The organism is Paraburkholderia mimosarum LMG 23256 = NBRC 106338, assembly GCF_000739815.1.
Lineage (GTDB): Bacteria > Pseudomonadota > Gammaproteobacteria > Burkholderiales > Burkholderiaceae > Paraburkholderia > Paraburkholderia mimosarum.
In genome coordinates this window covers 1-3,067 of sequence record NZ_BBJJ01000207.1, presented here as the reverse complement: position 1 = coordinate 3,067, position 3,067 = coordinate 1, and the positions used below count along the sequence as shown (strand labels likewise).

The 3,067-nt window shown below is 67.2% G+C and carries 2 protein-coding genes; both read left to right on the top strand.

What is annotated here, in order from left to right:
• On the top strand, positions 1-1,276 hold a 1,276-nt coding region (gene glmU / locus BMI01S_RS36620; protein WP_042293098.1), incomplete at its 5' end, for a bifunctional UDP-N-acetylglucosamine diphosphorylase/glucosamine-1-phosphate N-acetyltransferase GlmU.
• A 67-nt stretch (positions 1,277-1,343) separates the two neighbouring features.
• On the top strand, positions 1,344-3,067 hold a 1,724-nt coding region (gene glmS, locus BMI01S_RS36615; RefSeq protein WP_042293096.1), incomplete at its 3' end, for a glutamine--fructose-6-phosphate transaminase (isomerizing).

The window sequence follows — 3,067 nt, the reverse complement described above, 5'->3', positions numbered from 1 at the left end:
GCTCCTCTCGCACGTCATCGACACCGCCCGCACGCTTTCGCCCACCCGCCTCGTGGTCGTGGTCGGCCATGGCGGCGAAGCGGTGCGCGAGGCCGTCGGCGCGCCCGACGTCCAGTTCGCGCTGCAGGCGCAGCAGCTCGGCACGGGCCACGCGCTCGCGCAGGCGCTGCCGCTGCTCGACGCCAGCGTGCCCACGCTCGTGCTCTATGGCGACGTGCCGCTCACGCGTGCCTCGACGCTCAGGCGCCTTGTCGATGCCGCCGGCCAGGACGGCTACGGCATTCTCACCGTCACGCTCGACGATCCGACCGGTTACGGCCGCATCGTGCGCGACACGGCGGGCAAGGTCGTGCGCATCGTCGAGCAGAAGGACGCGAACGAAGAACAGCGCAAGATCGCCGAGATCAACACGGGCATCGTCGTGACGCCCACCGCGCCGCTCGCGGGCTGGCTCGCCGCGCTCAAGAACGACAACGCCCAGGGCGAGTATTACCTCACCGATGTCGTGGAAGCCGCGATCGCCTCCGGCCATCCGGCCGTGACCGCGCAGCCCGACGAAGAATGGGAAACGCTCGGTGTGAACAGCAAGCAGCAGCTCGCCGAACTCGAGCGCGTGCACCAGCGCAACGTGGCCGAGGCGCTGCTCTTGGCGGGCGTGACGCTCGCGGACCCGGCGCGCATCGACGTGCGCGGCTCGCTCACGTGCGGGCGCGACGTGTTCATCGACGTGAACTGCGTGTTCGAAGGCGACGTGACGCTGGCGGACAACGTGAGCATCGGCCCGAACTGCGTGATTCGCGGTGCGTCGATCGGCGCGGGTACGCGCGTGGACGCCTACACGCACATCGAGAACGCGGCGGTCGGCGCGAACGCGGTGCTCGGGCCGTACGCGCGCCTGCGCCCGGGCGCGAAGCTCGCCGACGAAGTCCACGTGGGCAACTTCGTCGAGGTGAAGAACGCGAACATCGGGCTCGGCTCGAAGGCGAACCACCTGAGCTACGTGGGCGACGCCGACGTGGGCGCGGGCGTGAACATCGGCGCGGGCACCATCACCTGCAACTACGACGGCGCGAACAAGCACCGCACGGTCATCGAGGACAATGTGTTCGTGGGTTCGGATACGCAGCTCGTGGCGCCCGTGCGCGTGGGCCGTGGCGTGACGATCGCGGCTGGCACGACGGTGTGGAAGGATGTGCCCGAAGCGACGCTCGCGCTCAACGAGAAGACGCAGATCGCAAAAACCGGCTACGTTCGGCCGGTCAAGAAAAAGAACTGAACGGTTGAATCCCAGGCGCCGCTGCGTCAAAAGCTGCGCGGCGCCCTCATTGCAAAGGATCGAATCCATGTGCGGCATCGTCGGCGCAGTTGCGCTTCGTAACATCGTCCCCGTACTGATCGAAGGACTGCGGCGGCTCGAATATCGCGGCTACGACTCATGCGGCGTGGCCGTCGTGACGGCCGACGGCCCGCAACGAGTGCGCAGCGTCGCGCGCGTGGCCGAACTCGACGAGCAGGTGCGCGAGGCGCGCTTCGAGGGCGTGACCGGCATCGCCCACACGCGCTGGGCCACGCACGGGGCGCCCACGGTGAACAACGCGCACCCGATCTTCTCGCGCGACACGCTCGCGATCGTGCACAACGGCATCATCGAAAACTACGAGTCGCTGCGCGAAACGCTGCGCGCGAAGGGCTACGAGTTCGTCTCGCAAACCGACACCGAAGTCATCGCCCACCTGATCCACAGCCTCTATCAAGGCGACCTGTTCGCCGCCGTGCGCGCGGCCGTGCAGCAGCTCGCGGGCGCGTATGCGATCGGCGTGGTGCACAAGAGCCAGCCGCATACGGTGGTGGGCGCGCGCGCCGGCTCGCCGCTCGTGGTGGGCTATGGCAAGGGCGAAAACTTCATCGCATCGGATGCGCTCGCCATCGCGGGCAGCGCCGAGCGCGTGAGCTATCTGGAAGAAGGCGACGTGTGCGAGATTACGCTCGAGGGCGTGCGCATCATCGATCGCCAGGGCGTGGAAGTCGTGCGCGAGGCGCGCGACGTGCAGGCCTATGGTGCATACGGCGGTGAGGTCGATCTCGGGCCGTATCGCCATTACATGCAGAAGGAAATCTTCGAGCAGCCGCGCGCGATCTCCGACACGATTCCCGCCACCGATGCCTTCGCCGCCGAGCTTTTCGGCGAGAGCGCGGGCGCAGTGTTCAACGACATCGACAGCATCCTGATTCTCGCGTGCGGCACGAGCTACTACGCGGGCCTCACGGCGAAGTACTGGCTCGAATCGGTGGCGAAGATCCGCACCGATGTCGAGATCGCGAGCGAATACCGCTATCGCGAGTCGGTGCCGAATCCGCGCGCGCTCGTCGTGACGATCTCGCAGTCGGGCGAAACCGCCGATACGCTCGCCGCGCTCAAGCACGCGCAGTCGCTCGGCATGCAGCACACGCTCGCGGTGTGCAACGTGGCGACGAGCGCGATGGTGCGCCTCACCGAACTCAAATTCCTCACGCACGCCGGGCGCGAGATCGGCGTGGCGTCGACCAAGGCGTTCACCACGCAGCTCGTGGGCCTGTTCATTCTCGCCGTGACGCTCGGCAAGCTGCGCGGCCATGTGAGCGCCGAGCAGGAAGCCGCGTATCTCAAGCTGCTGCGCCATCTGCCGGCGGCGCTCAATGGCGTGCTCGCGCTGGAGCCGCAGATCATCGCGTGGTCGGAGGAATTCGCGCGCAAGGAAAACGCGTTGTTCCTCGGGCGCGGGCTCCATTACCCCATCGCGCTCGAAGGCGCGCTCAAGCTCAAGGAAATCTCATACATCCACGCCGAGGCCTATCCGGCGGGCGAACTCAAGCACGGGCCGCTCGCGCTCGTGACCGAGGCGATGCCCGTGGTGACGGTGGCGCCCAACGACGCGCTGCTCGAAAAGCTCAAGTCGAACATGCAGGAAGTGCGCGCGCGCGGCGGCCAGCTCTACGTCTTCGCGGATGCGGATACCCACATCACGAGCGAAGATGGCATCCACGTGATCCGCATGCCGGAGCACTACGGGCTGCTTTCGCCGATCCT